We start from the raw sequence: 26,182 nt of genomic DNA on the forward strand, positions 1-26,182 counted from the left end.
AGGGGCGGGCCTTTGGCGTCGCGATTGGCGATCTACCATCCGTCGGGCCAGTTCAATCTGGTCAACAACCCGTTCGGCAAGGACGTCGCCAACCTCGAGCTGTTCCGGGCGCTCGCGGCCCATGGTGGGTTCGACCAGGTCAGCTTCCTCAGCCAGGCCAGCCTTTCCGACGCCGACCTGCGCAAGGGCCTGTTGGGGGACTCAGCCGGTGGGGCGGCGCTCACGACCGGCAGCCTGCTGGCCCAGGGCGCCGTGGCCCAGTCCGGCGTCATGCTGCGCGGCACGCCGTCGCTGTCGGACATCTCCTGGCTGCGGCGCCGCGCGGTGGGAGACCGAGCCTACAGCCTGATGGGCCTGGTTCACACCCTCGCGCCGCCGGCCCTGCGCGCCGAGATGGCCACCGCGCTCACCTCCCCGATCCAGCCCTGGGACGCGCTGATCTGCACCTCGCCCTCGGTGCAGGACGCGCTCCATCGGATGTTCGATGAATGGTCAGGTTTCCTGGCCGACCGCTTCGGGGGCGCCGGGAACCCCAAGCCCTATCTGCCGCTGATCCCGCTGGGGGTCGACCAGCCGGTCATCGCGGCCCGCGCCGACCGCCCGCAGGTCCGCGCCCAGGTCCGCGAGGAGCTGGCGGTCGGGCAGGACGACATCCTGGTGCTGTGGCTGGGCCGCCTCTCCTTCTTCGAGAAGGCCGCGCCGCAGCCGATGTTCCGCGCCATCCAGGAGGCCGCCCAGGCCAGCGGCGTGAAGGTTCACTTCGCCATGGTCGGCTGGTTCCCCAACGGCGACCAGGACCGCGCCCGGTACCAGGCCGCCGCCCAGGCCTATGCGCCGTCGGTGGCGGTCCACTTCCTGGACGGCAACGACCAGGGCCGGGTGGGGTCGTTCTGGGCCGCCTCGGACATCTTCATCTCGCTGGTGGACAACATCCAGGAGACCTTCGGCATCACCCCGGTGGAGGCCATGGCCGCGGGCCTGCCGGTGGTGATCAGCGACTGGGACGGCTACCGCTACACCGTCCAGGACGGAGAGCAGGGCTTCCTGATCCCCACCCTGGGCGGACCGCCGGGCGGGGTCAGTGTCGCCGCCGCCGAACGCCATGTCCTGGGTCTGGACTCCTACCAGCTCTATGTCGGCGCCTTGGCCCAGCACACCGCGGTCCATGTCGGCCGGGCGGCTGACGCCATCGCCGCCCTGATCGCCTCGCCTGACCTGCGCCGCAAGATGGGGGCCGCGGGCCGCCAGCGCGTGCGCGAGGTGTTCGACTGGCCGGTGGTGGCCCGCCAGTACGCCGCCCTGGCTGACGAGTTGACCGCGATCCGCGAGGCCTCGCCGCCGGACAGCACCCAGGGCCGCTTCAACCCGGTGAAGGGCGATCCGAACCGCGACTTCGGGGGCTTCCCCACCGACGTTCAGAACCTGGAGACCCTGCTCCACGTCCGCCCGGGCGTGACGGCGGCCGATGTCGACCGCGCCATGGGGCTGGAGCTCGACCGCTTCGCCGGGTCCTGGCGCTGCACCGGGCCGGAATGCACCCAGGTGCTCGACATGCTGGGCGCCGAAAGCCGCTCGGTGAAGTCGGTCCTGCTGGCCTTCCCGACCGAGCGCCGCCGGCCGGTTCAGATGGGGCTGATGTGGATGTGCAAGCTCGGCATGCTGGACTGGCTGTAGGGCCGCCCGGGAGGCTAGCTAGTCGTTGTTCAGGAGCGCGAACGCCGGGTAGCCAGCAATCGTGAAATCCCGCCGACTGAGTTCTGGGAAGGTCTTGACCATCAGGTCCCAGCACCCTTCCAAGCCTTTGGAGTCGCGCACACCAGCTTGGTGCCGCCCTTCATCAGAGGTCCGGAGCGGGGAATAACGGCGACCGGCCGTAGGTTCTTCGAATTCTCCAGCCCGTCGATCACCCCCTCGGTGACATCAGGAAACCAGTCGTGGAGATAGTCGTCTATGACCACCACCGCCTCCTCCGCGAGATGCGAAGACACCAGGATCATGTCGCTGAGGACAGCGTCACGGGTGTGATCGCCGTCGATATGGGCGAAGCGCACCGGAGCGCCGAGTAGGCGGATCCAGTCGAGGGTCGGAATCTTGGTCGAGTCCGTCTTGACCAGCCGCACATTGGCGGGCTCCTCAGTCGGAAGCAGGGCCTTCAGCTGGGCCGTGAGGTCCTGGAGCATCGAACCCGGGAATATATCGACGCCGAGTACAGACTCCTGCGGCCGGGCGGCCAGCGCCATTCCAATGAAGGTCTTGCCCTGATAGGCGCCGATCTCCGCGAGCGATCCGAGAACCTGACGGTCCTTCTGATCGGTCAGGATGGCGGTAATCGCCCTGGCCGCCCGCCGCCAACGGCGAACCATTCTTCGTGCTGCATGACTCTGGTCCCTAGGCCGCGATCTTGCGGGCGTAGAGTTGCCGGATCGTCAGGTCATGCATCACTACCATCTTTTCCTGGAAGACGTTCAGGAAGCTGTCGATGGCGATCTTCGGCTGGTTCAGGATGTGCGGGTCCAGACGCCAGAGATAGTCGTCGAACATCATGATCCCGCCCACCTTGAGGACATGGAAGGCCATGATGGAGTCTGTCAACACGTCGGGCGCGTGGTGGGATCCATCGACATAGACCAGATCGAAATACGGCGCTCGCCGCTCAGCGATGACCTCGGCTAGGCCGAGATTGGACAGGTTCTTATACTTTTTGACCGTCACCTTGTGCGCGGCCTTGGCGCTGGCGATCGTGACGTTGCGGTCAAAGCGCCGCTCCACCTCCGGCATCGACGACTCGAAGCGGCCGCCCACCTGATGCTCGTCGCCGCCGCTCCAGCTGTCGACACAAGAGACCTCCAAGGCCGCGCGCGCGCTGAGGACCTCGATCATCCAGCAGGTCGACCGGCCCTCGTAGGAGCCGATCTCCAGGATCGTTTCGATCCGGTTTTCGGAGAAGATCTTCCGCCAGTTGGCGACGTTGTAGCGCAGCCAGTCGGTGGTGAACTCGTACGCGTCGCCGGCTTCGGGCGCCGAAGTGTCGGTCATCTGGATCGCCTCTTGGGCGGACTCCGGGCCCACCTCTTGTTTCGCCGTCCCGTATGTTTGCTCTCTCCTGGCGCGTCAAGTTGACGAAAGCCGCCGCGCCCACCGCGAAAGGTGCGAGATCGTGGTTGAATCGCGCCCGGCGAACCGCTAGATACCCGCCCTTCGCCGAAAGGCGATGTGCGCGCCCGTAGCTCAGCTGGATAGAGCATCAGACTACGAATCTGAGGGTCGGACGTTCGAATCGTTCCGGGCGCGCCAAACTTCTCCCCGCCATTGAAAACACTGCGGTTTCATCGATGGGAGAACCGTCTGCGGACGATTGCTACACAACTCCGCTACACAGTCTCGCCCGAGATGAGATGCTAAGCGCCTCTAAACGCTCAGGAAAAGGAGGATCGGACTGTTACACAAACGATCTACACGTTCGAACGAATCTCGTGCGCCGTGGTGCTCTCATCTACTACCGGCGACGCGTCCCGACGCTGCTAGTAGGGATAGTCGGCAGGGCTGAAATCTGGCGATCGCTGAATACGGACAGCCTCACCGTCGCGTTGCGCCGATCCTATTTGGTCGCGGCAGCTATTGAGCAAGCCTTCGAGGTGGCGCGTGCGGGTGCCGGGCTGAGCGTTGATGAAGTGGTCTATTCTGGAGTGATCCATCAGCCGGAGACTTCAGTTGAGACGCCACCTCCGGAGATGCCTTCTCGGTTTGTGGAAGCGGACCTGCCCGGCGGGGCGAGCCTCAAGGCGGTCTACGACGCCTACATGTCCGATCCCACGCGAAGCTGGTCGCCAAGGACACGTTTCGCATACTCGACTCCCCGTCGAGTTGCGCTCGCGGTCCTCGGCGAGGAGACGCCGGTCCGGGCCATTACTCGCGCGCAGTGTCGGGATTTCATTGAAACGCTACGCTGGCTGCCGCGCCACGCCTCCACCGGGACATACCAGCGGGACTGAGCGAGCCCCAGGGCTGAGACCTAGGGCTCTGCGGCGATCGATGCTCACTCGTCTCGGAAGTGAATCCATTCAGCCCCCAACGGATTTCCTGAGACTACGACTCTGAGGGTCGACGTTCGAATCGTTCCGGGCCCTCCAAATTTTCTGAGGCGTCGCCAATGTGTTGCGAAGCCCTGTTAGGCGGGGCCCGGCCGAGTCTCGCCGGAGTTCCCATGCGCCCAAACTCATCCCGTCGTCCGCTCGGTCTGGCTCTCGTCGCGGTCCTGTCCGCCTTGGGAGCGCCCGGCGCCACCAGCGCGGCGGGGCTCAGCGCCCGCCAAGTCGCCGATCCCGACTACAGGGCTTCGGACGCGGCCCTGCAGCAGGCCATAAGGGCGCCGGCGCCCGGGACCCGGGCGCGAAACGTCATCCTGTTCATTGGCGACGGCATGGGGGTGAGCACGGTCACCGCGGCGCGGATCTTCGAGGGCCAGGCGCGCGGCGTCGACGGCGCCTCCAACCGGCTGGCCTTCGACCAGCTCCCCTATGCGGCCTTCTCCAAGACCTACTCCCAGGACGCCCTGGTCACCGACTCCGCCAATGGCGCGACAGCCCTGCTCACCGGGGTCAAGACCCTGAACGGCGTGGTGTCGCTCGACGGCTCGGCCAAGCGGGGCGACTGCGCCTCGGCGGCGAGCGCCAGGGTCGCCACCCTGGCGGAGCTGGCCAAGGCCAGCGGGCTGGCGACCGGCGTGGTGACGACGACCCGGCTGACCGACGCCACCCCGGCGGCGGTCTACGCCCACGCGCCGCAACGCAACTGGGAGAGCGACGCCGACATGCCGACCGCGGCGCGGCAAGCCGGCTGCGTCGACATTGCCCGCCAGCTCATCGAGGCGGGGCCTGGCGCGCGGCCCGACGTGGTCCTGGGCGGAGGGCGGGGCAAGTTCACCCCGGTCGAGGCGGGCGGGGAGCGGAAGGATGGACGCGACCTGATCGACGCCTGGCGGCGCGGTTCGACCGGCCGGGTCGCGACGCCCAGAACCGGAGCGGAACTGTCCACCCTTGATCCGAGCGCCACCGACAGCCTGCTGGGAATCTTCGGCTCCGACAATCTGCCCTACGCAGGCGCCATCTCCGGACCGGAGGCGCCGCCGAGCCTGACGCAGATGACGTCGGCGGCGATCGCGGTGCTGGCGCGCAAGCCGCGCGGCTATTTCCTCGTCGTCGAGGGGGGCAACATCGACAAGGCCCACCATCGCAACGACGCCTTCCACGCCCTGGGCGAGACCGCCGAGCTATCGCGCGCCGTCGCCGCGGCGATGGCCAGCGTCGATATGACCGACACCCTGATTGTCGTGACGGCCGACCATAGCCACGGCCTGGTCATCTCCGGCTATCCGCCGCGGTCCGCCTCGATCCTTGGCGCGGTTCCCCGGGACGACGGCGAGGCGCGCGCGGGGGATGGCATTGTATTGGCGCGCGCCCTTGAGGCGGCGACGCACCAGGGCGACAATCCACTGACCACGGCTCATGCCCGTCGATCGGATGTGTTGGTCGAGGATCGCGTGTTCCGCCGGATCGAGCTTGACGAGGATGCCTTGCCAGTCGCCCTCGGTTCGGGACACCTTGATGGGCGGCGGCGGCAGGGTCACGCCATCCTGCTCCAGCGCCGCGGACATCAGGTCCCGGATCACCTTTGAGCGCCCGCCACGGGACGCCGCGTAGGCGTCGAACGCCTCGGCCAAGGCGTCGTCGATGCGAAAGCCAAACTGCCCCATCGCGCGGAACGCCCCGTACCTCTGTGGGAAGAGGGTATTCAGCGGCTTCCAAGTTCTTGGTCAATACTGTGCATGATCGAAGGGCAGATATAGGTGGCGGTTCGCGTGACTTATTGGCGTAAATTGTCAGAACGACATGACTTTAGTGTGACGGTGATGTTGAATTGTCGAAATTGACATCAATTCATCACGAAGCGGCGCGCGACATTCTTGGGCGACCACAGGTTGTTCAACTCTCCCAGATCCCCCGCGGCCTGGCGATATGATGTCGCTCAAGACGCCGCAAAGCGCGGCCCATTATACGGGGTCAAGTTTTCGCGCATGTGGGTGGAAGCAGGGGTGAATGACGAAAGCCAGTCTGACGTTTCTGGGCGGCGCCGTGACCGGTTCCCGCCACCTGCTCCGGCTCGGGAGGGGCCTGGTTGGCTGTGGTCTGTTCCAGGGCCTGAAGGCGGAACTCGGCTGGGACGGCGAGATCCCGGCTGAAGGTGACGAGCGGGGCCTGTCGTGACCGGCGGTCAAGCCACGGCTCTGCCCACCCTGACGGCTCGGCGCCTGGGGCTGCTGTCGCAACACGACGCCATTGTGCTGATGCGTGAAGATAGCCCTGTCTGCCGGTCGGAGGGGCATGCGCCGCGCTCGCAGGTGCTGCTGATGGCTCACGGCCGAGAGGTGACGGCGACGCTCTATCAGATCACCGGCGGCGATCTCGTGCAGGCGGACGAGGCGGGCCTCTCCGAGGCGGCCTGGGCCCGGCTTGGGGTTGTGGACGGGGATCATATCCATGTGCGCCATCCCTCCGCCCTGGCCTCGATGTCCAGCGTGCGCCGGCGCGTGTACGGCAAGCGGTTGGACGCCGGCGCCATGGTCGAGATTATCGCGGATGTCGCCGCCGGCCGTTACACCGACGTCCATCTGTCCGCCTTCCTCACGGCGTGCTCGGCTCTGCCGCTCGATCGCGACGAGGTGGTCCATCTGACCCGCGCCATGGTGCAGGCGGGCGAGCGGCTGACCTGGGATTCGCCGATCGTGATCGACAAGCACTCGGTGGGTGGGCTGCCCGGCAATCGCACCACGCCAATCGTCGTGGCCATTGTGGCGGCGAACGGCCTGGTGATCCCGAAGACCTCCTCGCGCGCCATCACCTCTCCGGCCGGGACCGCCGACACCATGGAGACCCTGACCAAGGTCGACCTGGATCTCGCCGCCATGCGTCGGGTGGTGGAACAGGAAGGCGGTTGCCTCGCCTGGGGCGGGGCCGTGCGGTTGAGTCCGGCCGACGATGTCCTCATCCGGGTCGAACGGGTGTTGGACATCGACACGGAGGGCCAGCTGGTCGCCTCGGTTCTGTCGAAGAAAATCGCCGCCGGATCCACCCACGTGGTGCTCGATATTCCGGTGGGGCCAACGGCGAAGGTCCGCTCGCAGGACGACGCCGACGCCATTTCGGACTCCCTTACCTATGTGGCGCGGTTGTGCGGCGTGGAGGTCCGATGCGTGCGCACGGATGGCGGCCAGCCGGTCGGCCGCGGCATCGGTCCAGCCCTGGAGGCGCGCGATGTGCTGTCCGTGCTTCGGGGCGCGCCGGACGCGCCGGCGGACTTGCGGCGCCGGGCCTGCCTGCTCGCCGGCGCGGCCCTGGAGCTGGCGGGGCGTTGCGGCGCCGGTGAGGGAACGCACCTGGCCGAGCGCACGCTTGCCGATGGTCGGGCCTGGGAGAAGTTCCAGCGGATCTGTGAAGCCCAGGGGGGCCTGAGGGAGCCGCCGCGTTCTACCGTCAGCCGGCCATTGGTGGCTCCGCGGGCCGGCCGCGTGGTGGCCATCAACAACCGAACCCTGGCGCGGCTCGCCAAGCTGGCCGGCGCCCCGGACGCCAAGGCCGCGGGCGTCGATCTGCACGTCCGCCTGGGCGACGAGGTCGCCGCGGGCGAGCCCCTGATGACCGTCCACGCGCAAGCTCCCGGCGAACTGGCCTACGCGTTGGACTATGCCGCCGCCAATCCCGACATACTGAGCCTCGAGCCCTGACCTTGCGACTCCTCGTGCCCCTCCCCGGAAGCGAAGCGTTCTCGGCCCAGGTGGCCGCTGCGGGTCGGAACGTCGAGCTTGGGAGGTTGGAGTTTCGGCGCTTTCCGGATGGCGAACGTTACGTGCGGATCGACGCCGACCCCAGGGGGCGGCCGGTCGATATCGTCTGCCAGAACGCCGACGAACACTTCCTGACGGTCGCGTTCGTGGCCGACGCCCTGAGGGAGCTTGGCGCTGGAGAGATTACGCTGGTCGCGCCCTATCTGGGCTATATGCGCCAGGATGCGCGTTTCCGTCCGGGCGAGGCGGTAACGTCGCGGACGTTCGCGCGGCTGGTCTCCTCGACGGTCGATCGGCTGGTCACCGTCGATCCGCATCTTCATCGGTTCGCAAGCCTCGATGAGCTTTACGACATCCCCTGCGTCGCGCTGCGCGCCGCGCCGCTGATCGGTGACTGGATCGTCCACGAAGTGGCCAATCCGCTCATTATCGGCCCTGATGCCGAGAGCAAACAGTGGGCGGCGGAGATCGCGGCGAAAGCCGAGGCCCCATTCGCTGTCCTTTCCAAGCGCCGGCGAGGGGATCGGGAGGTGGAGATATCCGTGCCGGATCTCGGGCGCCACCGCGGTAGGCAGCCCGTCCTCATCGATGACATCGCATCCTCCGGCCGCACCCTGACGGCGGCCGCCGAGGCGTTGGGCCTGCAGGGCTTCCCGGCGCCCGTTTGCGTGGTCGTCCACCCGATCTTCGCGGGCGACGCCTTCGCCAAGACCTCAGAGGTGTTCAGGCGCATCGTTTCAACCGACACCCTGCCGCACAGCTCGAATGCGATCACTGTGACATCGCTGATCGCCGCCGCCCTGGCGGGAGAGCGCCAGGTCTGAAAGGCGGCGGTCGGTTTCGCCGACTCGCCGGCGCGGGACAGGGCGAAGTTGAAGGATCATTTGAGTGACCTGCGTCAAAGCCGGCCGAGCCAAGGCCTGTGATGGTCTACTGTCTCGAGGCGGCCTCCGCTGAGGCCATTGGCGCGCCCCGGGCGCGCCTCGCCGGCATGAGGGAGGTTTCCACTGGCTCAGACCGGACAAGGAGAGCCGCCGACAGGGACTGCGGCGCCTGAGCGTCGCGCCGGCCGCGATTGGCATGCCCTGGCGATCGAAGACTCCCTCACAGAGCTGGACAGTACGGCCAAGGGCCTGTCGTCCCGAGAGGCTGAGGCCAGACTGGCGCGATATGGCGCGAACCTGATCCCGGAGCCCCAGGGACCCGGGTCGATCCGCCGCTTCCTCCAGCAATTCCAGAATGTGCTGATCTACGTCCTGTTGGCCGCCGCTGTCGCAGCGGCGCTCATGGAGCATATGAAGGACGCGCTGGTCATTCTGGCCGTCATCCTGGTCAACGCCATGGCGGGGTTTATCCAGGAGGGCCGCGCCGAGCGCGCCCTCGCGGGCATCCGGCGCATGATCGACCCGAATGCCTCCGTCCTGCGCGACGGCCTCCGGGTGACGACGCCTGCGGATCAGGTGGTTCCCGGGGATGTGGTGCTTCTGGAGGCCGGAGATCGCATTCCCGCGGACCTCCGACTGATGCGCGCCAGCAACTTGCGGATCGAGGAAGCGGCCCTCACCGGCGAGGCCGTCGCCGTTGAGAAGAGCGTGGCGCCCGTGAGCGCCGACGCTGTGCTCGGTGACCGGACCTCCATGGCCTTCTGCGGAACCCTCGTCGCGACCGGCTCGGCGCAGGCGCTTGTGGTGGCGACAGGCGCCGCAACCGAACTCGGCCGGATCAGCGGCCTGGTGGCGCAGGTGAAGCGCCTGCCGACCCCCCTCGTGCGCCAGATGGACCACTTCGCGCGCCAGTTGACGGTGGTCGTGGCTGTCCTGGCCGCTGTGACGTTTCCGGTCGCCCATTGGCTCCGCGACTTCAGCACCGTGGATTCGCTGATGATCATCGTGGGTCTCGCGGTCGCGATGATACCGGAAGGGCTGCCGGCGGTGATGACCATCGCCCTGTCCATCGGCGTCACCCGCATGGCCGGGCGACAGGCCGTGATCCGTCAGATGCCGGCGGTTGAGACGCTAGGATCGGTGTCGGTGATCTGTTCCGACAAGACCGGAACGCTGACACGCAACGAGATGACCGTGACGTCGGTGGTGCTTGCCGGCGGTGTGGTGATGGTCGGTGGCGTCGGCTACGCGCCGGTTGGCGACATCACGATCGACGGTGTGCGGCCCTCCCCCGACCAGTGCGCCATGCTCGCACAGGTGGCCGAGGCCGCCGCCCTCTGCAACGACGCCCGAATCGAACAGACGGCGGAGCATTGGGTCCCCCATGGCGACCCAATGGAGGCGGCGCTCATCGCCTTGGCCGGAAAGATCGGGGCTCTGTCGCCCGGCTTGACGCCCAGCGCGCGCCGGCTCGTCGAGATTCCGTTCGATTCCAGGCGCCGGTACATGGCGACGCTGCAGGAATTTGAGGATGGCGCGCGCGCGATCTTCGCCAAGGGCGCGCCCGAACGGCTGCTCCAGATGTGCAGCCGCCAACTCCAGGCAGGTGGCGAAGGCCCGCTCGACGCGACCTATTGGGAGAATGCGATCAACGACCTCGCCCACGGCGGGCGTCGCGTCCTGGCCCTGGCCTCCAAGGCCGCGACGGCGGATGCGATCGCGCTGAGCCCCTCCGACCTCGATGAGGGCCTCGTGCTGCTGGCGGTCGTGGGCATCATCGACCCGCCCCGCGAGGAAGCGCGCGCCGCGATCCTGGAGTGCCGTGAGGCCGGAATAGCCGTGAAGATGATCACCGGCGACCATGCCGCCACGGCGGTGGCGATCGCGCGCGAGCTCGGGCTTGCCGATGATCCCAAGGTGGTCTCCGGCGCCGAGATGGCCAGCCTGTCGGATGAAGACTTGGTCGGTGTCGCGCAGGACGCCGTGGTCTTTGCGAGAACCAGTCCGGCCGACAAGCTGCGCCTGGTCCAGGCGCTGCAGAGCCTCGGCCATGTGGTCGCCATGACGGGCGACGGCGTCAACGACGCCCCGGCGCTGAAGCAGGCTGACGTCGGCGTCGCCATGGGTCGGAAGGGCACGGAGGCGGCGAAGGCCGCCGCCCAGATGGTCCTGGTGGACGACAACTTTGCGTCGATCGTCGCGGCGGTGCGAGAGGGCCGCACCGTCTATGACAATCTGAAGAAGGTCATCGCGATGGTGCTGCCGACCAACGGCGGCGAGACCGGCGCGCTCCTCGTGGCCCTGGTCTTCGGATTCACCCTGCCGATCACCCCGATCCAGATTCTCTGGGTGAACATGGTGACGGGGGTGGCGTTGGAGCTGACGCTGGCCTTTGAACGCACGGAGCCGGGCGCCATGCGGCGATCACCGCGTCCGCGCGCGGAGCCGCTGCTCACGGGACAGGTCTGGTGGCAGTTTCTCTATGTGTCGGCGATCTTCGTCGCCGGAACCACGGGCGTCTTCTTCTGGGCGATGGGGCAGGGGGGCGGCGTCGAGCATGCCCGGACACTTGTCGTGAACACCCTTGTCGTGATGCAGGTCTTCTATCTTTTCTCCGCCCGCTACATCCATGGGGCCTCGATCACCTGGCGGGGCGTCCTGGGCGCCCCCGCCGTCCTCATGGGCGTCGCCGTGGTTGTCGTCAGCCAGCTGGTTCTGACCTATGCGCCCTGGTTCAATTCGGCCTTCGGCACCCGGCCGATATCGCTCGCAGAGGGCGCGATCGTCATCGGCATTGGCGTCGCGATGCTGCTGGTGACCGAGCTTGAGAAGGCGGTGCGCAGACGCATCCTCGCGACTTCGAGGGATGCGCGGGCGGGCGCCTCCCCCAGACCGGCGCCCCCTGGCCAAACCCGTTCGGTTCGCCTGTGAGCGCCCAACTCGGCAGACCGGAGACGCACCATGGCTAGGCAACCGTCAGCGGCCTGCGACCAGTGGAGGGGAGGCTATGGCGTCATCCAACACACGCCGCAGACCTGCGCCCGCATCGCGGCCATGGCCTCTCAGCTCGTGGCCGCCAACCATGCGCCGAGCGAGGACGCCGTCTACGCCACGCTGATGGCGGCCGATCGGATCGCCAGCGCGACCCTGTGGGTGGTGGCGCACATGACCTACGCTCACAGGGTCGACCTCTCCGGCGCCGCCTTGCTGGCCGACGACTTCAAGCCAACGCCCGAGGGGCATACCGGCGGCGCCTTGAACGTTGCGCCGGCCTATGTCGGTTACCTCACGGCCAACCTTCTCACGGCCAGGACGAGAGGCTGGCTTCTTGGCCAAGGCCACTGTGTCGCCGCCATTGAAGCCGCCAACTGCCTGATCGAAAACCTCTCGCCAGCGCAGGTCGGGCGCTACGGCCCGGACGAGGCGGGGCTCAGTCGGCTGTGCGCCGACTTCTACAGCTACGAGATCGACGCGGCGGGGCGCCCCGCCGCTCCGCTCGGGAGCCATGTGAATGCGCACACCGCCGGTGGGCTTTCGGAGGGAGGATACCTCGGGTTCGCCGAGATTCAGTATGTCCACATGCCGCTTCCGGGCGAGAGCCTGGTCGCCATCCTGAGCGACGGGGCCTTCGAGGAGCAGCGGGGGAGCGACTGGTCGGAGCGCTGGTGGCGAGCCGAGGACTGCGGCCTGGTCGCCCCGATGATGATCCTCAATGGACGGCGCATCGAGCAACGCACCGAGATCGCCCAGGATGGCGGCGCGGACTGGCTCAGCCGACACCTGGCCGTCAACGGTTTCGACCCCTTCGAGATCGACGGTCGAGATCCTGCCGCGTTCGCCTGGGCCATACTGGAATCCGAACGCCGGCTCGAGGAGGCCTCGCGGAGCATTCAGGACGGCGGGTCCGTCTATCCGGTGAAGCTTCCCTATGCGATCGCCGTCACCGAGAAGGGGTTTGGCTTTCCAGGCGCAGGGACGAACCGCGCCCACAACCTCCCCCTGGAAGGATCGCCGCACCGGGACGACCAGGCGCGCGCGGAGTTCAACGCGGCGGCTCAGGCGCTGTACGTGCCGGCCGACGCGCTTGCTGTCAGTCGGCAGAACTTCGCCGCCCATATCCGGCAAGCGCGCCCGAAGGAGCGGGACAATTCCCTGGCGTCGCGCCACCCGCCCTCGCCCGCATTGCCGCCTGTCACGGCGCCGCCGATGGGCGAGGCGGCCTCCTCCATGGCCGCCATCGACGCATGGTTCGTGGCCTTCGCCCAGGCCAACCCCTCCCACCGGTTTCGGATCGGCAATCCTGACGAGCTGAAGAGCAATCAGATGGGGGGAACGCTGGACCTGCTGAAGCATCGTGTGAATCGGCCCGAGGCCGGGGCCCCGGAATCGGTCCACGGGGCCGTGATCACCGCGCTGAACGAGGAAGCCGCGATCGGCGCCGCGTTGGGCAACAAGGGCGGCCTCAACCTGGCGGTCTCCTACGAGGCCTTCGCGGTGAAGATGCTGGGCGCGCTCCGCCAGGAGATAATCTTCGCACGCCAGCTCATGGAGGCCGGACGACCACCGCAGTGGATCGGCGTCCCTGTGATCGCCACATCCCACACCTGGGAGAACGGCAAGAACCAGCAGTCCCACCAGGACCCTACGATCGGCGAGGCCCTGCTCGGCGAGATGTCGGACATCTCCCGGGTCATGTTCCCGCCTGACGCGGCCACGGCGGCGGAGGCGTTGCGGCAGATCTACGGCGCGCGCGGCGTCATCGGCTGTGTCATCGCCGCCAAGCGGCCGACACCGTGCATCTTCGATCCCGCAGCGGCCCGGCGCGCCTTTGAAGCCGGCGCGATCACCGTCGACGGCGATTCAGACCCAGAGCTGCAACTCGTCGCCATGGGCGCCTATCAACTGGCGGAGGCGGCGCGCGCCGCTGCCCGTCTGCGCGAACGCGGGCGGCGCGTACAGGTCACCTGCATCGTGGAGCCCGGTCGTCTGCGCGCGCCGCGCGACGCCTTCGAGGAAGCGTTCGTGGTCGCGGAGGGACCGCTTCGGACACTCTTTCCGACGGGCCTTCCGCGCCTCCTCGTCACCCACACCCGACCGGAACCCTTGATCGGCATATTGCGCCGTATCGACGAAGGGCCGGGGCGCTTGCAGGCCCACGGCTATATCAGCCGGGGCGGGACCCTCGACGCCGCAGGCATGCTGTTCGCCAACCGGTGCACCTGGGCTCATCTGGTCGCCAGCGCGGCGGCGCTCTTGCAGACGGAGGTGGCACAGTTTCTGAGCGGGGCCGAAGCCGCAGCCGTCACCGGCGCGGGCGATCCGCGGGCGGTGCGCTGAGATCTCGCCCCGCTGAAGCCGCCGGGCCAGCCTTGATCATGTCAGCGCGACCTGGCTTGCCTGCGCCTGCTCATGCAGATGGCGCCTCGTCGAAGGCCCCGCTTGGCTCCAGCAGGCCGGCCACCCCGCGCGCGATGATCACCTGTTCGTCCGTCGGGATGACCAGCGCCGTCACGGCGCTCTCGGGAAGGCTGATCCGCCGCGCTCCGGCCGCGTTGGCCGTGTCGTCCAGGCGAACCCCCAGCCAGCCGCATTGCGCGATGATCCGCGCGCGGATCTCGGCGGCGTTCTCGCCGACCCCGGCGGTGAAGACGAGCGTATCGAGCCCGCCCAGGGCCGCGGCTAGGGAGCCGATCTGGCGCGCGATGCGATAGACGTACACCTCAAGCGCCTGGCGCGCGTCGGGCAGGGGGCTGGCCAGCAGGGTGACCATGTCGCCGCTCAGGCCGGACAGTCCGAGCAGGCCCGATCGATTGTAGAGCAGGTCGGTGACCGCCTCGACACTCATGCCCTTGGCCTGCATCAGGTGCAGAACGATCCCGGGATCCAGGGATCCGCTGCGGGTGCTCATCGGCGGCCCCTCAAGGGCGGAGAACCCCATGGTCGTGGCGACGCTCTGGCCGTCGCTGAGGGCGCAGAGCGATACGCCACTGCCGAGGTGGCAGACGATGGTGCGGCCGCCGGCCGCGGGCCCTTCCTGCGCCCGCAGGGCGCTGGCGATGTATTCATAGGACAGGCCATGGAAGCCATAGGCCAGCAGGCCCTCGGCGATGAGGTCGCGGGGGAGGGCGTACAGCCGCGCGACCTCCGGCTGGCCGGCGTGAAACGCGGTGTCGAACACGCCCACCTGGAGCGCATCGGGGAAATGGGCGGCGGCCATGTCGACGCCGCGCAGATTGAAGCCCTGATGCAGGGGTGCGAGGGGCGCCAGCGCTTCGAGACCCTGTAGGACGGTCTCGGTCAACACCGTCGGCTCATGGAAGTGCAGGCCGCCGTGAACGATCCGGTGCCCGACGGCGACGACACCCTCGCCCCACCCGGCGCCGTCCAGCCAGCCGAACGTCCGCGCCAGCACCGCCTCCAGGCCCCGCGTATCAGTCCAGGTCTCCGCCGCCAGCCGAGCCGGCCCGGCGTTGACCTTCAGGTGCGGCGTCCCGCCGAGCCCCGACACCTGCCCTGAGAGGCGGAGCGGCGTGTTGGCTTCGACCTCGTAGATCGCGAACTTCAGGCTGGATGACCCGGCGTTCAGCGTCAGCAGCCGCCGCCCGGTCATCGCAGGTATTTGCCGGGCTTGTGCTGGCTGACCAGTATGGCGAGCGCACAGGAGGCCAGGCGTGAGGCCTCGGGGTCGGCGCGGCTGGTCAGGATGATCGGGACGCGGGCGCCCATGATGATCCCCGCCGACTGCGCATTCGACAGATAGAACAGTTGCTTGGCGAGCATGTTGCCAGACTCAATGTCCGGGACGATCAGGATGTCGGCTCGCCCCGCAACGGCGGATTTGATGCCCTTGGCCTCGGCGGCTTCGAGGGAGATCGCGTTGTCGAAGGCGAGCGGCCCATCCAGTACGCCGCCGACAATTTGACCCCGATCCGCCATCTTGCAGAGCGCGGCGGCGTCGAGGGTCGAGATCATCTTCGGGTTCACGGTCTCGACGGCGGACAGGATGGCCACCTTCGGTTCGACGATGTCCATCGCGTGCGCGCAGTCGATAGCGTTCTGGACGATGTCCCGCTTGGTCGCCAAGTCGGGCGCCACGTTGAGGGCGGCGTCGCTGACCAGCAGGGGCCGGGGGTAGGTCGGCACGTCCAGGACAAAGACGTGGCTCATCCGCCGGTCGGTTCGCAGCCCGGAATGACCGGCCACGACGGCTTCCAGCAACTCGTCGGTGTGCAGGGCGCCCTTCATGATCGCCGCCGCCTCGCCCCTGGCGGCCAGTTCGCAGGCCCGCGCCGCGGCCTGGTGGCTGTGTTCGACGTCGATCAGCTCCAGTCCCTGCAGGTCCAGCCCCGCGGCCTGGGCCGCCGAACGAACCCGCGTGATCGGCCCGATCAGAATGGGGTCGATCAGGCCGCGCCGCGCCGCCGCAACCGCTCCGGTCAGTGAGAGGGCGTCCACCGGGTGAACCACGGCGGTTCGCAGCGGGGGCTGGGCCTCAGCCATCCGCATCAACCGCAGCAACTGGGTGCCTGCGGCTTTTGACCGTTCGGCGGCGTTCACTTCGTTCGTCACGACAGTCCTAACTCCGAGTAGGTCGGGTCGGCGCAGATCCGACCTTTCGGCCCAGGCGATCCTTACGGGGGCCTGAATTGGGCGCCATTGACGCCGATCAAGCCATCATCGCCCGTCGTCCATAGCTGGTCAGACTTCCTCGGCGTTTTAAATCCTGATGAGACGTTTGGCTCCGCCCCGGCCGCGGCTTCACCGCTTCTCGTCGCGAATTCTTGCGCCGGCCGGAGATCGCGACGAGGGTCAAGGTTCAGGAAGCGGGGACCCCCATGCCGATCCATTGCACCAGACTGGCCGCCGGTGTCGGCGTCTTGGCCCTGCTGAGCGCCTGCTCGCCGCAACCGGCCGCCAAGGCGCCTCCGGCGGCTCCAACCCCGGTCTCGGCCCTGCGTTCGGCGCCGGAGTTCGCGGCCTGCACGTGGCAGGAGGTGAAGGGCGCCAGGCTCGCCATGCAGGCCTTCGCCTGCGGGCCCGAGCAGGGTGGAGGCCACATCGAGGCCGACGACAGCCTGCCGGGCTTCCAGCTGGTCTATGCCGGCCCGCCGGTCGAGCGCCGTCCCGTGGTGCGGACCTTCGCCAAGCCGGCCAACGCGCCGTTGGAGGCGATCCTGCCGGCGATCCGCGCGGCGTCGGCGGGTCCCCACACCGCCACCTGCGCCTTCGCACCGGCCCGGGGCTATGACGCCCAGGGCAAGGACCGCTTCGTGCTTGAGCCCACCGGGGCCGCCAAGGCCGTCTGGGAGGCCAGTGAGGCGGTTGAACCCGGAGAGCCGCCCTGTGGTCCCATGGGGGTGTCGGCGGCCGGCGACCGCTACTTCAAGGTCATGCCGGGCCACCCTGAGCTCGTTGTCTACGCCGACATGGGCAGCGAGATTCAGATCTTCGATCCCGAGACCCTGAGAGTTGTCGCGCCCTGAATCCACCTGCGCCATCGCGCTTGACTCGCCATGTTTGTTCATCTTCTGTTCCGGAGTAGGGCAGGGGCTGAGGGGAGGGGCGCATGGGACTGTTCGATATATTGGGCGGCAAGGGCCGCCGGGACAGCTTCGCCAAGCGGGTCATGGAGCGGCTGCGGGAGCAGGGATGGCTCCAGCCGATCTCCTACGATCCTGAGGGGTTTACCCTCTGGCTGGGCGAGCCGGCCGGTGTGGTCGCGTTGCACCGCATCTTCCATGACTGGTCGAAACATCCGCGCCGCGCCGAGGCGGCGACCTTCGACGAAGCTATCGCCTTTATCCACGACCTGGGGCCGCCACCGCCCTTCGAGACGGCCGCTCCCATGCTTCGCCCCGCCATTCGCGGACGCGCCGTGGTCGAGGCGGTGCTTCGCGATCCCACCAACGCCGATGGGACGTCGGTCCCGACGTCCCAAGCCCTTGGCGAACACCTGACCTGCCATGTGGCCCTTGATCGCCCCAGCAGCCTGACGCTGGTGGATGGCGAGGCGCTGAAGGCCTGGGGCCGCACCTTCGAGGAGTGCCTGGAGATCGCGCTGAGCAATCTCCGAGCGTCCAATCCGGTCCGGTTCGAGCGGCACGAGCTGGGGTTCCTGTTCGCCATTTGCGAGGACCACAACGAGGCCGCGCGCTTGATGACGCCAGAGGTGTTCACGGGCCTGGAGTTGGAGGGCGATCCGGTGGTGGTCGCCGCGGCGCGCAACTGTGTTTTGGTCGCTGGGGCCAAGGACATCAAGGCGCTCACGCTGATCGGCGGGTTCGCGCCCAACTATCTGGAGGATCATGGCTGGCCGCTGTCCTATGCGCCGATGATCCTCCGGGAGGGCCAGTGGCGCGGGTTCAGGCCCTCGCATGGCCCGGTCGAGATCGCCGATCTTCATGTGCGGCAGCGGCTGTTCGACTACGCCGAACAGCGCCCCATGCTCGATATCTCCCTGGAGAACCGAGGCGTCTCCGAGGACGTCGCCGAACTCACCCTGTTTCCGACCGAGAACGGACTTGTGAGTCTGGTCCTGTGGAGCGCCGCTCGGATGTTGCTGCCAGAAGCTGATTTTGCGGTCATCCGCCTCGACAAGGGGCATGTGGTGGTTCGCGCCTGGGGTGATGTGGCGGCGGCGTGCGGCTTGGCGCCGTTCGAGTCGTCGACAGCGGCGCCCTATTTCCTGGCCGCAGCGTGGCCGGACGGCGAGGCCCTGGCGCGCCTTGAGGTCGCGCCGGAGCCGGAGTGGGCCAGGGGGCGCGGGCTTGGGATCGCGAACGGGCGTCTGACGGTGTTTGGCTAGTCAGCGAGGTCCCCGCGCTCCTCCCTGACCTACTGCGGCCCAGGCAGGCGGGTGGTCATCGGAATGTCTGGGTCGGTCGGCGGCGGGACGGCCGGGGCCGGCGCTGGCGGCGCGGCGACGACCGGTGGCGCGGCCAGCGGCGGCGGGGTGATCGGCGCGGGCGCCTCGGGCGCCGCCGCCGGGCGGGTCACGGGCGCCGACTCGGTCCTGATCGTGCGAACGATCGTGGTCAGTGGCGGCGCGACCGCAGGCTCGGCGATCGCGGCGGATGCGGGCTGGTCCGGCAGAGGCGCGGGCGCTTGCGGTGGGGCCACAGCAGCCAATTCCGGCGCCGGCGGCTCACGGCGCAGCAGCATCAGGCCGGCCACCACGATCGCGGCGATCAGCACTCCGATCCCGGCCACGGGCGGGAAGGGCAGGCCGCGGCCCCGCCCTTTCGGCGCCGAGCGGGCGCCGACCGGATCCGGGACGCTCACCAGGATCGGAGTAGGCGGCTCGACGGCCGGAACCGGTCCCTCGGGCGCGGGCGGCGGTGAGGGCGGTGATGGCGCGGGGGAGGGGCGCGGGACCAGTCCGCCGGTCAGGACATTGCGCGGCGCAAGGCTGGGCGCCGGCACGCGGATCTGGTTCGAGGGCCTGACGGGGCGCTTGACCGGCGTGCTGAGGCTAAAGGTGGTCGGCGGCTGCCGGCCCCAGGCGCCACGGGGCGTCCCGAACGGGTTATCGTCCTGGGCGGGCGGCATCTCATCTCCATCGGTCCCCCGACCTGCCGATGTCGTGCCTCGCGACTTGGACGGTTCTATGACGGGCGCGGTGCGAACAGCCTGCGGAATCGCTCCACCACCACCGGCGACATGGCCGCCAGCACACCGCCGGCGTCGGCCACCCAGTTGCGGATGGCCACCTCCGAGGACAGGCCGCGCGCATACTGGGTGGCCGCCAGGGTCAGGGCGAACGCCAGGTAGCCCATGGCGATCCTGCGGAGGGGGGTGCGCGGCATGGCCGCGAGGCCCGCGCAGGCCGCCACATAGAAGGCCGCGAAGTGCTCCAGATAGTGTGAGTGCAGCAGCTTGGGCGTCAGCCAGCCCGGCGCGATCGAGGCCAGGAAGATGGCCAGCAGGGTCAGGCCGAACCCCAGCCGCGCCAGGACCGCCAACAGGCCGCTGTCGGGATAGTGCGTCCCGGCGGGCTCGCTCACGCGGCAGCCGCCTTCATGCCGGCCGGCATGCGCAATCGATGGTAGGGCCGGTCGCCCAGCACCGTGGCGCGGTTCATGATCCGGCGGTGAGGCAGGTAGTCATTGACGGCGTAGTGCTGGGTCACCCGGTTGTCCCAGAAGGCGATGGCGTTGTCGCTCCAGCGCCAGCGGACCAGGAATTCCGGCTTCTGGATGTGCTCGAACAGCATGTTCAGGATCGCGTCGCTCTCCTTGCGGCGCAGGCCTTTGATGCGGTCGGTGAAGCCGTAGTTGATGAACAGCCCATCTTCGCCGGTCTCGGGATGCGTGCGCACGACCGGGTGCAGGACCGGCGGATTTTCGGCCAGGGCCTTGGCGTGCTTCTCGGCGCCGGCGCCCGCCGCCACGATTCCCTGCTGCGGGAAACCGCGGGCGAAGTCATGGACGGCGTCGAGCCCCGACAGGAACTCGCGGAAGGTCGGCGACAGGGCCTCATAGGCCGCCTTCATGTTCGACCAGATGGTGTCCCCGCCGCTGGGGGGCAGATGCTTGGCGTAGAGGATCGAGGCCATGGGCGGGGTCTGGATGAAGGTGACGTCGGTGTGCCAGCTGTCGTTGTCGGTGGGGTTGTCCTTGTGGTTGTCGAGGATGAACAGCTCCGGAGCCTCGGGAACGCCGGGATAGAGCGGGTGGGTATGCAGGGCCCCGAACCGCGCGGCGAAGTCGCGATGCTGAACAGGGGTGATGTGCTGATCCTCGAAGAAGATCACCTGGTGGGCCAGCAGGGCGGCGCGGACCTCGCCAAGTTGTTCGTCGTCCAGCCGCTGGGACAGGTCGATCCCGCCGATGACAGCGCCGATGGTGGGGGTGAGCGGTGTCACCTGGAACTTGGCCATGCTGGATCTCCCTGAGGGCCTTATCTAAGCGCGCCTTGGCCCGGCTTGCCAGGGTGGCCGGCGGGGAATCATGGCACCTTGCGGCGATGTCCAGCCCGCCCGGCCTTCCCGAGTTCGACCTGCCGATGATCTTCGCCGACAAGGTGGCGGGCCTGGGCTTCCAGTCAGGCGTGTTCCGGGTGGCCCTGGCGGCCAATGTCTCCAACACGCTGGGGGTGAGCGAGGTGGTGAAGTCCGGCTTCCTGATCCTCAGTCCCGAGGGCATGCTGGAGCTGCGCAGCCAGGTGGACCAGCTGCTGGGCGAACTGGAGCGACGGGGCTTGATGAACCTCAAACCCGACAAGCTGGACGGTTAGAGACCCTTTGCGGCCAAGGGCCGGCGATCCCGTGCCGCGCACTGCGGCCGGGGCCTATCTGCTGCGGGAACAGCCGCTGAGCGGCGGCGTGGGCGATCTCCGGGCGATCGCGGGCTTCCAGCGCCTGGGCGTCTCGGGCGGTGTTCAAGACAGGGTCGCCCCGCGCCTGATGCTGCAGCCGAGCGTCCAGTACGTGGTCCATCCCGGTGGGACTCGCGACGCTGGTCCGGTTGTGGTCCTCGCCCTGCGCGTGTCCATGGATTTGTAACCACTTGTCGTTAACCAGGATCGCATTGTTGGTGCGCGTCGGGCTAGGGACTGATTTTCATGGGCTTCATTTCCAATCTGCGTCTGTCGGCCAAGATCATGCTGATCGTCGCCATGCTGCTCAGTCTCACGGCCGGCATGACCGCATTCGCGGTGATCAAGGCCAACGGGATGGCCGCGGCCACCAAGCATCTCATTGAAGACCCGGTGAAGGGCAATGCGCTCGCCGCCCGCGCCGAGGGCGCCTTCACCCGCATGCACCAGATCGCCTACGAGACCGTGGTGGAGACCGACGATGGTCAGCTCCCCGAACTGCAGAAGGAATTCGACGCCCAGGTCGCCGAGGTCCGCGCCGCCCTGAAGGACATGAAGCCGCTGATCGAGGACGAGCACGTCGCGCCCTTCAAGGTCATGACCGACAGCCTCGAGACCTATGTGGCCTTGAACAAGGAGCTGCAGGAGCAGCGGATGATCCACCTGCTGTTCGACTGCGAAAGCACCCTGCAGGACAAGATGACCCCTGTGTACGATCAGGCGGACGCCGCGATCACCCTGCTCAACCGTCAGCAGCAGAAGGACATCGACCAGTCGGCGGTCGACGCGGCCAAGGATTCCCAGGCGGTGTTCTGGTGGCTGGTCGGCGTCGGCGGCACGGGCGCCCTGCTGCTGGGGGCGCTCTCCATCTACATCTCCCGCAAGGAAATCGCTGGTCCCATCGCCGGCATGACCCAGGCCATGGAAAACCTCGCCGGCGGCGACCTCACCATCCACGTCTCGGGCAAGGAGCGCCGTGACGAGATCGGCGCCATGGCGCGGGCGGTCCAGGTGTTCAAGGAAAACGGCCTGGCGCTCACCACCGCCGAGGCCGAGAAGGTCCGCATGGAGGCCCAGAGCGCGCAAGAGCGCCAACGCGCCGAGGCCGAGCGCGCCGCGCTCGCCGCCGAACAGGCCCATGTGGTGGAATCGGTGGCCGAGGGGCTGTCGCGGCTGTCCGATGGCGACTTGCTGCATCGTCTGCCCGACGACTTCCCGGTGGCCTACATCAAGCTGCGTGACGACTTCAACCGCGCCATCGGCGGGCTTGAGGAAGCCATGCTGGTGATCGCGGCCAATGCGTCCAGCATGCAGAACGGCGCCGGCGAGATCAGCAACGCCGCCGACGATCTGTCGCGCCGCACCGAACAACAGGCCGCCAGCCTGGAAGAGACCGCCGCCGCCCTCGACGAGATCACCGTCACGGTGAAGAAGTCCGCCGCCGGCGCCGAACAGGCCAATGACGTGGTTAACGCCGCCCGCGGGGACGCCGAACGCTCCGGCGTGGTGGTCAACGAGGCGGTCGACGCCATGGGTGAGATCGCGTCTTCGTCCAGGCAGATCAGCCAGATCATCGGCGTCATCGACGAGATCGCCTTCCAGACCAACCTGCTGGCCCTCAACGCCGGTGTCGAAGCCGCCCGGGCCGGCGACGCGGGCCGCGGCTTCGCGGTCGTGGCCTCCGAGGTGCGGGCTTTGGCCCAGCGCTCGGCGGAAGCGGCCAAGGAGATCAAGACGCTGATCGCGGCGTCCACCCGTCAGGTGGAGAGCGGCGTGCGCCTCGTCGGCGAGACCGGCACGGCGCTCGCCGGCATCGTCAACAAGGTCAGCGAGATCTCGGGCCTGGTCTCGGAAATCGCCGCCTCGTCCCAGGAACAGGCCACCGGCCTCAACCAGGTCAACGCCGCGGTCAACCAGATGGACCAGGTCACCCAGCAGAACGCGGCCATGGTGGAGCAATCCACCGCCGCCAGCCACAGCCTGTCACAGGAAGCCCAGGAGCTGAACCGCCTGGTGGCCCGCTTCAAGACCAGCGGCGGCCACGCCGCGCCCCAGGCCGCCCGGCGTCAGGCGCCGGCCCACGCCCCGCGTCCGCAGATGCGCGCCACCTCCCAGGTGGCCCAGCGCCCGGCCGACGACAGCTGGGAAGAATTCTAAGACCGAAATTCGACCCGCAACCTCCTCCACCGCGGTTCGTCAGCAAGGCCCTTCCCCTCCCCAGGGGGAGGGCTTTTCCTTGCTCGGATATTCACGGCCGAGCTTTCCCGCGCGACCCGCTTGCGCATATTTAGTTTGTCGAACATACTAATTGTCAGAACAACGGTTGAGCGATGGCTCCATCGGCCCGCACAAGACGGGACAACACGCCATGGGAGGGCGTCATGGGTATGAAGCGGTCAGTTTCACTGCGTCTCGGTGCGTCCATTCTGGCTCTGACGGCGGCGGCCGCAAGCCAAGCCTGGGCCCAGGAGGCCACCGAGGTTTCGGAAATTGTCGTCACCGGCACCTCGATCCGGGGTGTGGCGGCCACCGGGTCTCCGGTCACCGGCGTCGATCAGGAAGAGCTCAAGGCCTCGGGCGTGGCCTCGGCCAGCGAGGTCACCAAGCTGTTGCCCCTGGTGCTGAACCTCGGCGCCGATGAGGCCCGCAACTCCTTCACCGGCGGCGCCCAGGACGCGGCGGCCAACGGCACAGCGGTGCGCACCGTCAATCTGCGCGGCATCGGCCCGGAAGCCACCCTGCTGCTGTTCAACGGCCGCCGGCTGGCCCCCAACGGGGTGATCAAGGCGCTGTCGGACGTGGACCAGATCCCCACCGTGGCCCTGGCCCGCATCGAGGTCGTGGCCGACGGCGCCTCGGCCATCTACGGCTCCGACGCGGTGGCCGGCGTGGTCAACCTGATCACGCGGAAGAACTTCGACGGGGCTGAGACCGCCTACCGTTACGGGGCGGCCGACGACCTCTACCAGCGGGTCTATTCGCAGACCTTCGGCAAGACCTGGAGCGGCGGCAGCGCCTTCTTCGCCTACGAGCACAACGAGCGCAGCCACCTCTCCGGCGCCGACCGGCCCTGGGCCAGCCAGGATCGCCGCGCCCGTGGCGGCAGCGACGCCCGCCCCTTCACCGCCGCGCCGGGCAATATCGTGATCAGTGGCGTCCGCTACGCCCTGCCCAACACCAACGGCGTCGGCGTCAGCCCGGCCGCCTTGGTGGCCGGAACCGCCAACCGCTACGACGAGGCCGCCCACGCCGACCTGCTCCCGGCCCAGGAACGCGACACCATCCTGTTCAACGTCCACCACAAGGTCGATGACCGGCTGGAGCTCTGGTACGAGGGGTTCTATTCGCGCCGCAAGTTCGATCTGGCCGCGCCGCCGGCCCTGTTCAGCCTGTCGGTCCCCAACACCAATCCGTGGTTCGTCGCCCCGGCCGGCGTGACGCCGACGCCTACCAGCGAAACCGTCGAGTACCGCTTCCTGGACGACCGGCAGCCCAACTCCACCGGCTGGGAAAACTCCCAGCAGAACGCCGTCGGTTTCGTCTTCGACATCACCAACGATTGGCAGATGCAGGGGTCCTTCGACCACGGCGTGGACCGGGGCTTCCAGTCGCGGCAGAGCGTGCTGAACAACACCATCCTGACTGCCGCCCTGCGCTCGTCCAACCCGGCGACCGCCTTCAATCCCTTCGGCAACGGGACCTTCAACCGGGGCGCCAACGCCGCCTTGGTGGAGTTGATCGACGGCGAGCGCGACCAGTACGGCACTGCGATCAGCAAGAACTTCCAGATCAAGGCCGACGGCCCGGTGATGGATCTGCCGGCCGGTACGATGCGGCTGGCCGTGGGCGCGGCCTACAACAACAACAGCTTCCGCCAGTCGCTGTTCGCCACCAATGTCGCCGCCAACGGCAGCGTCACCTCCAAGATCGTGGTCAACCGCCGCAACGTGCGCGGCGTGTTCGGCGAGCTGTTCATTCCCCTGGTGGGGGGCGACAACGCCCTGCCGGGCATCGCGCGGCTGGACCTGTCCCTGGCTGGCCGGGTCGAGGAATATTCCGACTTCGGACGGACCTCCAACCCCAAGGTCGGCCTAGTCTATTCGCCCTTCGCGGGCTTAAGCCTGCGGGCCACCTACGGTACCTCGTTCCGCGCGCCCTCCCTGGTGGACGGCGCCGACCAGATCCAGAACATCTTCATCCAGAACCTGACCGATCCGACCTCGGGCACGGGCACGACCCGGGGCGTCTTCTACAATGGCGGCAACTCCAAGCTCGGCCCGGAGGAAGCCACCACCTGGTCCTACGGCCTGGACTGGAACCCGTCGTTCCTGAGCGGCCTGCGGCTCTCGGCCACCTACTACAAGATCGACTACACCAACCGCATCGACGTGGTGCCCAACTCCGCGCTCACCCAGGCTGCGGTCTACGGCGTCTACGCCCTGCGCCGTCCGGCGGCCTCCGATGTGGCGGGCAATGCGGCCTTCAACGCGCTCGTCGCCACCTTCATGTCGAGCCCCGACCTGCAGAACCCGGTGGAGGCGGTGACCAACATCAACGCCATCATCGACGGCCGCCGCCAGAACCTGGGCAGCCTGAAGCAGGACGGCCTGGACGTGAACATCGGCTACCGGATGGAGACCGGGGTCGGGGCCTTCGACGCCTCGGTGGACGTGGCCAAGATCTTCCACGTCAAGCGCCGCACCGCCGCCGGCGCGCCGGAGACCGACGTCAACGACATCTTCGGCAACCCGGTGGACCTGCGCGTCCGTTACGCCCTCGGCTGGAGCCTGGGGGGCTTCAGCGCCCACGCCTTCGCCAACTATGTGGACAGCTTCAAGAACACGGCGGTCACCCCCAATGTCGAGGCGCCCAGTCAGACCACCTATGACGCGACCCTGTCCTACGCCTTCCCGGAGACCGCGCCCTACCACCTGGACGGGGTGCGCCTAACCCTGTCGGCCCAGAACCTCACCGACGAGGATCCGCCGATCGTTCTCAACGGCACGGTGAGCTGGGACAGCCAGACCGCCTCGCCCATCGGCCGCCTGGTGGCCTTCGAAATCACCAAGAGCTGGTAGTTTCCTCTGTCCTTGGCGGCGCGGTTGTCCCCACAGCCGCGTCGCCGTCTTTTTGATTTGCGGAG

Annotated in this window: 21 protein-coding genes and 1 tRNA gene; 15 read left to right on the forward strand and 7 right to left on the reverse strand. The window is 68.0% G+C overall.

The genetic code is table 11. The annotated features are described in order from the left end of the window. Positions 1-24 precede the first annotated feature (24 nt). Positions 25-1,674, forward strand: a complete 1,650-nt coding sequence (locus Q7J39_RS09725; protein WP_304823564.1) for a glycosyltransferase family 4 protein — start codon at positions 25-27, stop codon at positions 1,672-1,674. A 101-nt stretch (positions 1,675-1,775) separates the two neighbouring features. On the opposite strand, the gene Q7J39_RS09730 is transcribed toward Q7J39_RS09725, so the two are convergent. Beyond that, positions 1,776-2,363 (reverse strand): class I SAM-dependent methyltransferase, encoded by a 588-nt coding sequence (locus tag Q7J39_RS09730; protein WP_304823567.1) that lies wholly within the window; start codon positions 2,361-2,363, stop codon positions 1,776-1,778. A gap of 25 nt (positions 2,364-2,388) precedes the next feature. Beyond that, positions 2,389-3,036, reverse strand: coding sequence for a class I SAM-dependent methyltransferase (locus tag Q7J39_RS09735; protein WP_304823570.1), 648 nt, complete (start codon positions 3,034-3,036; stop codon positions 2,389-2,391). Between the two features lie 181 nt (positions 3,037-3,217). Between Q7J39_RS09735 and Q7J39_RS09740 the strand changes: the two genes are divergently transcribed. The 8 genes from Q7J39_RS09740 to Q7J39_RS09770 all read left to right on the forward strand — a co-directional run bounded on the left by Q7J39_RS09740 (position 3,218) and on the right by Q7J39_RS09770 (position 14,061). Further along, positions 3,218-3,294: transfer RNA gene (locus tag Q7J39_RS09740), tRNA-Arg, on the forward strand. A 101-nt stretch (positions 3,295-3,395) separates the two neighbouring features. Then, a complete protein-coding gene (locus tag Q7J39_RS20890; RefSeq protein WP_370690038.1) occupies positions 3,396-3,992 on the forward strand; it encodes a DUF6538 domain-containing protein in 597 nt (198 codons plus the stop codon). A 212-nt stretch (positions 3,993-4,204) separates the two neighbouring features. Next, the gene (locus tag Q7J39_RS09745) at positions 4,205-5,674 is read left to right on the forward strand and encodes an alkaline phosphatase (RefSeq protein ID WP_304823573.1); all 1,470 of its coding nucleotides are present in this window, start codon (positions 4,205-4,207) and stop codon (positions 5,672-5,674) included. Between the two features lie 421 nt (positions 5,675-6,095). Then, positions 6,096-6,263 (forward strand): hypothetical protein, encoded by a 168-nt coding sequence (locus tag Q7J39_RS09750; RefSeq protein WP_304823577.1) that lies wholly within the window; start codon positions 6,096-6,098, stop codon positions 6,261-6,263. Continuing rightward, complete coding sequence (locus Q7J39_RS09755) at positions 6,260-7,780, forward strand: thymidine phosphorylase family protein (protein ID WP_304823580.1); 1,521 nt, start codon at positions 6,260-6,262, stop codon at positions 7,778-7,780. Before Q7J39_RS09750 ends, Q7J39_RS09755 begins: the two co-directional genes overlap by 4 nt. Positions 7,781-7,782: 2 nt before the next feature. Next, the gene (locus tag Q7J39_RS09760) at positions 7,783-8,664 is read left to right on the forward strand and encodes a ribose-phosphate diphosphokinase (protein ID WP_304823585.1); all 882 of its coding nucleotides are present in this window, start codon (positions 7,783-7,785) and stop codon (positions 8,662-8,664) included. 183 nt (positions 8,665-8,847) lie between these two features. Continuing rightward, entirely contained in the window at positions 8,848-11,655 is a 2,808-nt protein-coding gene (locus Q7J39_RS09765; RefSeq protein WP_370690049.1) for a cation-translocating P-type ATPase, read from the forward strand. 30 nt (positions 11,656-11,685) lie between these two features. Beyond that, positions 11,686-14,061 (forward strand): xylulose 5-phosphate 3-epimerase, encoded by a 2,376-nt coding sequence (locus Q7J39_RS09770; protein WP_304823588.1) that lies wholly within the window; start codon positions 11,686-11,688, stop codon positions 14,059-14,061. A gap of 70 nt (positions 14,062-14,131) precedes the next feature. On the opposite strand, the gene Q7J39_RS09775 is transcribed toward Q7J39_RS09770, so the two are convergent. Together Q7J39_RS09775 and Q7J39_RS09780 are read right to left on the reverse strand one after the other, a co-directional pair. Beyond that, positions 14,132-15,334, reverse strand: coding sequence for an acetate/propionate family kinase (locus tag Q7J39_RS09775; protein ID WP_304823591.1), 1,203 nt, complete (start codon positions 15,332-15,334; stop codon positions 14,132-14,134). Beyond that, on the reverse strand, positions 15,331-16,293 hold the full coding sequence (locus Q7J39_RS09780; RefSeq protein ID WP_304823594.1) for a bifunctional enoyl-CoA hydratase/phosphate acetyltransferase: 963 nt from the start codon (positions 16,291-16,293) through the stop codon (positions 15,331-15,333). Before Q7J39_RS09780 ends, Q7J39_RS09775 begins: the two co-directional genes overlap by 4 nt. Positions 16,294-16,559: 266 nt before the next feature. On the opposite strand from Q7J39_RS09780, the gene Q7J39_RS09785 reads away from it, so the two are divergent. Together Q7J39_RS09785 and Q7J39_RS09790 are read left to right on the forward strand one after the other, a co-directional pair. Continuing rightward, positions 16,560-17,207, forward strand: a complete 648-nt coding sequence (locus Q7J39_RS09785; RefSeq protein WP_304823597.1) for a hypothetical protein — start codon at positions 16,560-16,562, stop codon at positions 17,205-17,207. A gap of 101 nt (positions 17,208-17,308) precedes the next feature. Further along, positions 17,309-18,529 (forward strand): hypothetical protein, encoded by a 1,221-nt coding sequence (locus tag Q7J39_RS09790; protein ID WP_304823600.1) that lies wholly within the window; start codon positions 17,309-17,311, stop codon positions 18,527-18,529. A gap of 29 nt (positions 18,530-18,558) precedes the next feature. On the opposite strand, the gene Q7J39_RS09795 is transcribed toward Q7J39_RS09790, so the two are convergent. The 3 genes from Q7J39_RS09795 to tauD are packed head-to-tail and all read right to left on the reverse strand — an operon-like array spanning position 18,559 to position 20,602. Further along, a complete protein-coding gene (locus Q7J39_RS09795) occupies positions 18,559-19,272 on the reverse strand; it encodes a hypothetical protein (RefSeq protein ID WP_304823603.1) in 714 nt (237 codons plus the stop codon). A gap of 56 nt (positions 19,273-19,328) precedes the next feature. Further along, on the reverse strand, positions 19,329-19,727 hold the full coding sequence (locus Q7J39_RS09800) for a hypothetical protein (protein ID WP_304823606.1): 399 nt from the start codon (positions 19,725-19,727) through the stop codon (positions 19,329-19,331). After that, the gene (tauD, locus tag Q7J39_RS09805; RefSeq protein WP_304823609.1) at positions 19,724-20,602 is read right to left on the reverse strand and encodes a taurine dioxygenase; all 879 of its coding nucleotides are present in this window, start codon (positions 20,600-20,602) and stop codon (positions 19,724-19,726) included. Before tauD ends, Q7J39_RS09800 begins: the two co-directional genes overlap by 4 nt. An 86-nt stretch (positions 20,603-20,688) precedes the next feature. On the opposite strand from tauD, the gene Q7J39_RS09810 reads away from it, so the two are divergent. The 4 genes from Q7J39_RS09810 (at position 20,689) to Q7J39_RS09825 (ending at position 26,117) form a co-directional block, all read left to right on the forward strand. Beyond that, a complete protein-coding gene (locus Q7J39_RS09810; protein ID WP_304823611.1) occupies positions 20,689-20,958 on the forward strand; it encodes a hypothetical protein in 270 nt (89 codons plus the stop codon). 31 nt (positions 20,959-20,989) lie between these two features. Further along, positions 20,990-21,226: a carbohydrate porin gene (locus Q7J39_RS09815; RefSeq protein ID WP_304823614.1), complete on the forward strand. Its 237-nt coding sequence runs from the start codon at positions 20,990-20,992 to the stop codon at positions 21,224-21,226. Positions 21,227-21,285: 59 nt separating this feature from the next. Beyond that, the gene (locus Q7J39_RS09820) at positions 21,286-23,196 is read left to right on the forward strand and encodes a methyl-accepting chemotaxis protein (RefSeq protein WP_304823617.1); all 1,911 of its coding nucleotides are present in this window, start codon (positions 21,286-21,288) and stop codon (positions 23,194-23,196) included. Positions 23,197-23,420: 224 nt separating this feature from the next. Then, complete coding sequence (locus Q7J39_RS09825) at positions 23,421-26,117, forward strand: TonB-dependent receptor domain-containing protein (RefSeq protein ID WP_304823621.1); 2,697 nt, start codon at positions 23,421-23,423, stop codon at positions 26,115-26,117. Positions 26,118-26,182: the final 65 nt, after the last annotated feature.

The sequence above is a fragment of the Phenylobacterium sp. genome (assembly GCF_030651185.1).
Lineage (GTDB): Bacteria > Pseudomonadota > Alphaproteobacteria > Caulobacterales > Caulobacteraceae > Phenylobacterium.

What these genes read in the sequence shown, in the direction of transcription:
- Q7J39_RS09730 (WP_304823567.1), bottom strand. Translation starts at nt 2,363, where the DNA reads ATGGTTCGCCGTTGGCGGCGGGCGGCCAGGGCGATTACCGCCATCCTG.
- Q7J39_RS09735 (WP_304823570.1), bottom strand. Translation starts at nt 3,036, where the DNA reads ATGACCGACACTTCGGCGCCCGAAGCCGGCGACGCGTACGAGTTCACC.
- Q7J39_RS20890 (WP_370690038.1), top strand. Translation starts at nt 3,396, where the DNA reads ATGCTAAGCGCCTCTAAACGCTCAGGAAAAGGAGGATCGGACTGTTAC.
- Q7J39_RS09745 (WP_304823573.1), top strand. Translation starts at nt 4,205, where the DNA reads ATGCGCCCAAACTCATCCCGTCGTCCGCTCGGTCTGGCTCTCGTCGCG.
- Q7J39_RS09750 (WP_304823577.1), top strand. Translation starts at nt 6,096, where the DNA reads ATGACGAAAGCCAGTCTGACGTTTCTGGGCGGCGCCGTGACCGGTTCC.
- Q7J39_RS09770 (WP_304823588.1), top strand. Translation starts at nt 11,686, where the DNA reads ATGGCTAGGCAACCGTCAGCGGCCTGCGACCAGTGGAGGGGAGGCTAT.
- Q7J39_RS09775 (WP_304823591.1), bottom strand. Translation starts at nt 15,334, where the DNA reads ATGACCGGGCGGCGGCTGCTGACGCTGAACGCCGGGTCATCCAGCCTG.
- Q7J39_RS09785 (WP_304823597.1), top strand. Translation starts at nt 16,560, where the DNA reads ATGCCGATCCATTGCACCAGACTGGCCGCCGGTGTCGGCGTCTTGGCC.
- Q7J39_RS09795 (WP_304823603.1), bottom strand. Translation starts at nt 19,272, where the DNA reads ATGCCGCCCGCCCAGGACGATAACCCGTTCGGGACGCCCCGTGGCGCC.
- tauD (WP_304823609.1), bottom strand. Translation starts at nt 20,602, where the DNA reads ATGGCCAAGTTCCAGGTGACACCGCTCACCCCCACCATCGGCGCTGTC.
- Q7J39_RS09810 (WP_304823611.1), top strand. Translation starts at nt 20,689, where the DNA reads ATGTCCAGCCCGCCCGGCCTTCCCGAGTTCGACCTGCCGATGATCTTC.
- Q7J39_RS09820 (WP_304823617.1), top strand. Translation starts at nt 21,286, where the DNA reads ATGGGCTTCATTTCCAATCTGCGTCTGTCGGCCAAGATCATGCTGATC.
- Q7J39_RS09825 (WP_304823621.1), top strand. Translation starts at nt 23,421, where the DNA reads ATGGGTATGAAGCGGTCAGTTTCACTGCGTCTCGGTGCGTCCATTCTG.